The sequence below is a fragment of the Luteipulveratus flavus genome, from assembly GCF_029439465.1.
GTDB lineage: Bacteria > Actinomycetota > Actinomycetes > Actinomycetales > Dermatophilaceae > Luteipulveratus > Luteipulveratus flavus.
Genome location: NZ_JAROAV010000043.1, coordinates 131,882 through 138,626 on the forward strand (window position 1 = coordinate 131,882; position 6,745 = coordinate 138,626).

Consider the following 6,745-nt stretch of genomic DNA (forward strand, 5'->3'; position numbering starts at 1 on the left):
GTGCGGCTGGACCGCCTACCAGTTGACCGGCCGCAGCTCCGGTCCGACGATGTGTCCCTGGCTCGGCGACGGGTGGTGCTCGTCGTGGTGGAAGTGGCCCGCGTACCAGACGACGACGTCGGTCCGGGCGATCGACTCGCCGGTCAGGAACGCGTTCAGCCTGCACCGGGTGTCCGCCGGCCCGCCGCCGACGACGCCGACCCCGTCGTCGAGCTCGGTGCCGCGGTAGCGCAGGAACCACAGGTCGGAGACGCCGTAGGAGTCTGCGGTCCCGTCCGCGAGCCCGGGTGTGATCGAGTAGCCGCGCCCGGTCCCGGCGTCGCGGACGCGCCACCGGTCGATGGAGCCGGAGCGCTTGCGGCTGGTCTCGCGCGAGATCCGCCACCACACCGGGCGATGACCGAGCCACCACCCGAACTGCTCGACGACGTCGTTGCCCGCGCCCTCGATGTCGAAGTCGAACCGCCAGTACGCGTGGTGGTGGTGGACCATGCAGGTGCGCGGGTTCTTCGTCCCGGCGAAGCCGAAGCGCGGCTGGATGGTGCCGTCGTCGCGCAGCCGCCAGTCGGAGATGTAGCGGTACCACCCGGCCTGCAGCTCGCTGACGATGCGCAGCTCGCCGTTGTCGTAGTGCAGGGCCACTCCCTGGAAGTTGCCCGAGTCGTCGGACGCCTCGAGGATCGTCGCCGGCGGCGACGTGCAGACACGCCATCCGGGACCCACCGGCTCGGTCCCGTTCGCCTGGAACGGCGTCTCCTGGTTCTGCCAGTCCCGATAGGTCACGCCGTCGTCGTACAGGACGTTCAGGATCGGTACGTGGGCCTGCCAGAGCACCATCCGCCCGCGGTAGCGGACGTAGCGCAGCTCGACGCCGGACCCCTTGCCGAAGTGGGTCGGTGACGACGCCCGCGGCCGGACCACCACGAAGTTCCACAGCTCCTCGCCGCCCCGGATGACCCGCACCCGCACCGAGTCCCGGCCGCTGTCGGTCTGCTGGCTGTCGACCGGGACGGGCAGGTGGGCCTCGCAGTCGCCGTCGGCCGGGTGCAGGCCGTGCCCGGCCTCCCAGTCCACCTCCCGGCTGCCGAGGTCGACCGCGACGTACTGGTGCGGCCGCAGGCTGCGCGGCTCGTGGATCGCCAGGGCGATGCGCCGGGTGTACGTGCCGTCGGGCTGCTCGACGTCGGCCAGCGGCGGCATCGGCTGGTACACGACCGCCTGCCCGCGACGCTGGATCGGCGCGAACCGCTCGTCCTTGCGGAGCACGGCGAGCGCTTCCTGCAGCTCTGCGGTCGTAGGGTTCGGTCGGAAGTCGCTCGACCGGACCTCGATCGCGCCGTCCAGCTCGCCACGCACCTCGACGGACCGGTTCTGCGCGGGGTCGAAGAGCACGGCGTGCAGTGGTTCGACCGTGTCACGACGACGCAGCGGCATGGCCGGGCCGTGGACCTGAACCGCCTCGGCGTCGGCGCTGCCCAGCTTCTCGCGGACGAGGTCGGACGACCTCAGACCGGTCGTCCATCGTTCGGCCGCCGCGGACAGCTCGTCCCCGTACGGCTCCATCAGAATCTCGACATCCTTCGGCATGACGCCGCCCCCCCAGGTCGATATCGGTCATCGAGGAGGAGGGGCGGCGATCTGCCGTGATACCAGGCCTACTCGCCGGCGCCGGCCTCCACGTACACCGACGAGCCGAGCTCGACGAACGTGCGGCTCATCTGCTGCATGCCGTCATTGGCGAACCGCTCCCGCACGTCCTGGCTGATCTTCATCGAGCAGAACTTGGGGCCGCACATCGAGCAGAAGTGCGCGGTCTTGGCCGCCTCCGCCGGGAGCGTCTCGTCGTGCATGGACCGCGCGGTGTCCGGGTCGAGCGAGAGGTTGAACTGGTCGTTCCAGCGGAACTCGAACCGCGCCTTGGACAGTGCGTCGTCCCAGTCCCGCGCCCCCGGGTGACCCTTGGCGACGTCGGCGGCGTGGGCCGCGAGCTTGTAGGTGATCACGCCGGTCTTGACGTCGTCCCGGTCCGGCAGGCCCAGATGCTCCTTCGGCGTGACGTAGCAGAGCATCGCGGTGCCGTGCATCGCGATCGTCGCTGCGCCGATCGCGGACGTGATGTGGTCGTATCCGGGCGCGACGTCCGTCACCAGCGGTCCGAGCGTGTAGAACGGCGCGCCGTGGCACCACTCCTGCTCCAGTCGCACGTTCTCCTCGACGAGGTTCAGCGGGACGTGGCCGGGCCCCTCGACCATCACCTGGACGTCGTGCTGCCAGGCGCGCTCGGTCAGCTCGGCGAGGGTCCGCAGCTCGGACAGCTGGGCCTCGTCGTTGGCGTCGGCGGTCGAGCCGGGACGCAGGCCGTCGCCGAGGCTGAATGCGACGTCGTACTGCGCGAAGATCTCGCACAGCTCGTCGAAGTGGGTGTAGAGGAAGCTCTCCTGGTGGTGGGCGAGCATCCACCCGGCCATGATCGAGCCGCCCCGGCTGACGATGCCGGTCACGCGGTGCACGGTCATGGGGACGTAGCGCAGCAGCACGCCGGCGTGGACGGTCATGTAGTCGACGCCCTGCTCGCACTGCTCGATCACCGTGTCGCGGTAGACCTCCCAGGTGAGGTCCTCCGCCTTGCCGTCGACCTTCTCCAGCGCCTGGTAGATCGGGACCGTGCCGATCGGGACGGGGGAGTTGCGCACGATCCACTCGCGGGTGGTGTGGATGTCGTCGCCGGTGGACAGGTCCATCACCGTGTCCGCGCCCCACTGCGTCGCCCAGCTCAGCTTGTCGACCTCCTCGGCGATCGAGGACGTGACGGCGGAGTTGCCGATGTTGGCGTTGACCTTCACCAGGAACCGGCGGCCGATGATCATCGGCTCGGTCTCCGGGTGGTTGACGTTCGCGGGGATGATGGCTCGCCCGGCCGCCACCTCGGTCCGGACGAGCTCCACGTCGCACTGCTCGCGCGCCGCGACGTACTCCATCTCCGGCGTCACGATGCCGCCACGGGCGTAGTGCATCTGCGTCACGCACCGACCGTCCCTGGCACGCAACGGCTCCCGACGCTCGCCCTGCCACTCGGCGGTCGCCGCGCCACGCCGTACGGCGGACCGGCCGTCGTCGGCGAGGTGTCGTTCGCGTCCGCTGTACGTCTCCACGTCCTCGCGCGCCGCGATCCAGTCCGCGCGGTGCGCAGGCAGCCCGCGCTCGGGGACCGAGCCGGGCCCCGACGTGTCGTAGAGGCGGACCGGGGCGTTGGCCTCTCCGGTGCCGGGCGAGGCCTCCTGGTGGACCTCGGTGAAAGGCACGCGCATCCCGCGCGGGCCGTCGACGTAGATCTTCGTCCGTGCTGCGTCGGTCATGCCGGTGACTCCTCGGTGTGAGTGGTGGGACAGGTCTGGTGGATGTGCTGCAGAAGGTCGTGCACGAGCCGGCCGGGGTCGTCCGAACGCATGACGCTGCCCATGACGGCGACACCGTGGGCGCCGGCCCGCAGCAGGTCCTGGACGAGCAAGGGCTGTACCCCGCCGAGCGCCAGGACTGCCGGTGCTCCCGACACAGCGGCGACGGCCCGGCGGACGCCGCTCGCGCCCAGCGCCGGCCCGTACCCGAGTTTGGACTCGGTTGGCGCGACGGGGGAGTAGGTGACGTAGTCGAGCCCGGCCGTCCGCGCCGCGGCGAGCCCGGCGGGGTCGTGCACCGACCTGCCGAGGAGCCGGTGCCGCGTTCGCGGCAGCGGGTCGCCGGAGCGCAGGTGGACACCGTGGTCGGGGTGGGCGCGCGCCGAGTCGCGGACGACCAGGACGCCTCCGACCGGCTCGAGCGCGGCGGTGATGGTGTCGGCCGCCCGGTCGTACGAGGTGGGGTCCAGGTCGCGCTCGCGCAGGAGCACGGCGCGCGCCCCGCCGTCGACGCACTCGCGGACGACGTCGGTGAGCCGGCGACCGCGCGGCACCTGATGGCGGTCGGTGACCACGAGCAGTCTCGGGAGCGGCCTCACGTGCCGATCACGCCCGCCAGCGGCGAGGACGCACGAGCGGTGTGGCGACGCGGGATCCGTCCGGCGCGCGCCGCGTCCCGTCCCGCCTGCACCGCCGCGCGCATCGCCGAGGCCATCAGGGACGGGTCGGTCGCCCGGGTCACGGCCGAGGCGAGCAGGACCGCGTCGCAGCCCAGCTCCATCGCGAGCGCAGCGTCCGACGCCGTACCGATCCCGGCGTCGAGGATCACCGGCACGGTGACGGCCTCGCGCAGCAGAGCCACCGCGTGGGGGTTGCGGATGCCGAGCCCACTGCCGATCGGTGCGCCGAGCGGCATGACCGCCGCGCAGCCGACGTCCTCGAGACGGCGTGCCACCACCGGGTCGTCCCCGGTGTAAGGGAGGACGTGAAAACCCTTGTTCACCAGCGTTGTTGCCGCATTGAGGAGCTCGACCACGTCCGGGAGCAGCGTGCGCTCGTCCGGGACGACCTCGAGCTTCACCCAGTCGGTGCTGAGCGCCTCACGGGCGAGCTCGGCCACCAGCACGGCCTCGCGCGCCGTCCGGCAGCCCGAGGTGTTCGGCAGGACGTGCACCGGCAGGTCGGCGAGAGCGTCCGTCACCCCGCTCCCGACGGAGCCACCGGTGCGACGCATCGAGACGGTCACCACCTGGGTGCCCGAGGCGATCACCGCCTCGCGCAGCGCGGCGTGGCTGGTCGCGCCGCCCGAGCCGAGCAGCAACCGAGACCGCAGGGTCCGCCCGGCCAACGAGAGCTCGTCGATGTCCACCTCAGCCGCCCTGCATGGGGGAGAGCACCTCGACGACGGCGTCGGTTCGAAGAACCGTGGTCGCCCACTGCTCCCGGTGGACCAGGGCACCGTCGATGGCGACCGCGACGCCGGTGCGCTCGGTGCCGTCCTCGCGGAGCAGCTCTGCGACGGTCAGGTCGGGCCGAGCGGGTCGTGCCCTTCCGTTGACGGTGATGGTGCTCATGGGAGGCCCACTTTCTGATCGACGGGACGGTGCGGCCGGAACGGGACGGCCTCTGGCCAGGCGGCCGTACCGAGGACGGCGTGACGGACCGCGACAGCGGTGGCCGGGGCGAGCAGGTAGCCGTGCCGGTAGTGACCGGTGGCGACGACGAGGCCGGGGGCGGCCTCGCCCAGGTACGGGCCGTTGTCCGCCGTCCCCGGACGCAGGCCCACGTCGTGGGAGACCAGCTCGGCGTCCCGCAGCTCGGGCACCACAGCGGTCGCCGCGAGCAGGAGGTCCAGGGCGGCGCGAGGCGTGCGCCGGGTGTCGAAGCCGCAGTCGTCGGAGGTGGCACCGACGACCACCTCGCCGTTCCGGCGCGGCACGAGATAGACCGGCACGCCGTCGACCTGGGCCCGCAGCGTGCAGGTCAGCACGGGAGTGTGCGTACGCAGCCGCAGCAGCTCTCCCTTGACCGGACGGACGCCGACCTCGAGACCGACCCGTGCGGCGAGGGGCCGGCTGTGCGCGCCGGCCGCGAGGACCACCACGTTCGCGGGATGCACGTCACCCGACGACAGGCGCACCCCGGTCACGCGCTCGCCGGTGCGCACGGGCTCGACTGCGCCGGAACGGATCTCGACGCCCCGCCGGCGCAGGGCACCCCGCAGCGCGGCGAGGACGGCCGTGGTGTCGACGCTCAGGTCGTCCTCCAGCCGCAGGCCGGCCCGGACCGCGGACGACAACGCCGGCTCCAGACGCCGGCAGGTGCGGGCATCGAGTCGCGCAGGCGGGAGTCCTAGGCGGGCGAGGCGGCGGGCGTGCCGGTCCAACTCCGCGTCGTCGTCGCGGTGCAGCGACAGCAGGAGCGTCCCCTCGTCGCGCAGCCCGACGTCCACGCCGCCGGCGTCGCGCAGACGTCCGGCGAGCTCGGGCCAGCCCCGCACCGAGCGAGCGGCCAGCGCGTGCAGAGCCTCCTCGCCGTCGGCGAGCTCGGCGGCCGAGGCGAGCATGCCGGCGGCGACGGGGGAGGCCTGGCCGGTCAGCCCGGCGTCGTGGACGACGACACTGTCGACGTCGTCGCTCAACGCCCAGGCACTGATCAGGCCGGCGATGCCGGCGCCGATCACGACGACCCGCGTCATGAGCGCGGTCGCCGGGCGATCACGTGCGCGGGGCACGGCCTTCGCTCATCGGCACGTCTGGAGGAGACGGGGCAGCGGGACGGACGGGCGACGACGGCGTTCACCGAGGGCTTCTCCTTGCGCCGGCATGATCCGGATCAAGTGGGACGGTCGGGGCCGCGTCAGCCCCCTCTCAGCCCGGTGCGCCGGACTCCCGCGAAGGACATGCCGACCGTACCAGCACGACCCGGCATCGGTGGATCACCGTGAACCGCTGCCCGAGAACCGTTGCTCACCAGCGCTGTTCACCCACGACCGAGGGGTGGGCACCCGGCGTGCGGGTGCCCACCCCTGTGGTGGACTCGTCCGTCCGGACGCGAGATCCGTCAGCCGTCGAGACGGCGGCGCATCAGGTACCCGGCTCCGAAGACCACACCGAGACCGGCGAGTCCGGTGGCCAGCAGAACGGTGTTCGAGCTGCCCGGTCCCTTGAGCAGGTCGGTCTGCACGGGCGGGCCGGTGGGCGGAGGCGTCTCGCTTCCGGGAGGCGGCGGCATCGTGCTCGTGCCCGTCGACGATGTCTCCAGAGGCGGCGTGGTGGAGGTGGTCGTCTCCGGCGGCGTGGTGGAGGTCGTGGTCTCCGGCGGCGTGGTGCTGGTGGTCTCCGGCGGGG

7 protein-coding genes and 1 riboswitch are annotated in these 6,745 nt (G+C 72.4%); all 7 genes read right to left on the reverse strand.

Annotated elements, in window-relative coordinates; translation table 11 throughout:
- Positions 1–15: 15 nt before the first annotated feature.
- Complete coding sequence (locus P4R38_RS16775; RefSeq protein WP_277193161.1) at positions 16–1,587, reverse strand: hypothetical protein; 1,572 nt, start codon at positions 1,585–1,587, stop codon at positions 16–18.
- Positions 1,588–1,655: 68 nt separating this feature from the next.
- Positions 1,656–3,356 (reverse strand): phosphomethylpyrimidine synthase ThiC, encoded by a 1,701-nt coding sequence (gene thiC / locus P4R38_RS16780; protein WP_277193162.1) that lies wholly within the window; start codon positions 3,354–3,356, stop codon positions 1,656–1,658.
- On the reverse strand, positions 3,353–3,970 hold the full coding sequence (locus P4R38_RS16785; RefSeq protein ID WP_277193163.1) for a thiamine phosphate synthase: 618 nt from the start codon (positions 3,968–3,970) through the stop codon (positions 3,353–3,355). Before P4R38_RS16785 ends, thiC begins: the two co-directional genes overlap by 4 nt.
- 20 nt (positions 3,971–3,990) lie before the next feature.
- The gene (gene thiG / locus P4R38_RS16790; protein WP_277193164.1) at positions 3,991–4,764 is read right to left on the reverse strand and encodes a thiazole synthase; all 774 of its coding nucleotides are present in this window, start codon (positions 4,762–4,764) and stop codon (positions 3,991–3,993) included.
- Position 4,765: 1 nt separating this feature from the next.
- Complete coding sequence (gene thiS, locus P4R38_RS16795; protein WP_277193165.1) at positions 4,766–4,969, reverse strand: sulfur carrier protein ThiS; 204 nt, start codon at positions 4,967–4,969, stop codon at positions 4,766–4,768.
- Positions 4,966–6,093, reverse strand: coding sequence for a glycine oxidase ThiO (gene thiO / locus P4R38_RS16800; RefSeq protein WP_277193166.1), 1,128 nt, complete (start codon positions 6,091–6,093; stop codon positions 4,966–4,968). Before thiO ends, thiS begins: the two co-directional genes overlap by 4 nt.
- Positions 6,094–6,190: 97 nt before the next feature.
- Positions 6,191–6,300: riboswitch (TPP riboswitch) on the reverse strand.
- 158 nt (positions 6,301–6,458) lie between these two features.
- Positions 6,459–6,581 (reverse strand): hypothetical protein, encoded by a 123-nt coding sequence (locus tag P4R38_RS16805; protein ID WP_277193167.1) that lies wholly within the window; start codon positions 6,579–6,581, stop codon positions 6,459–6,461.
- Positions 6,582–6,745: the final 164 nt, after the last annotated feature.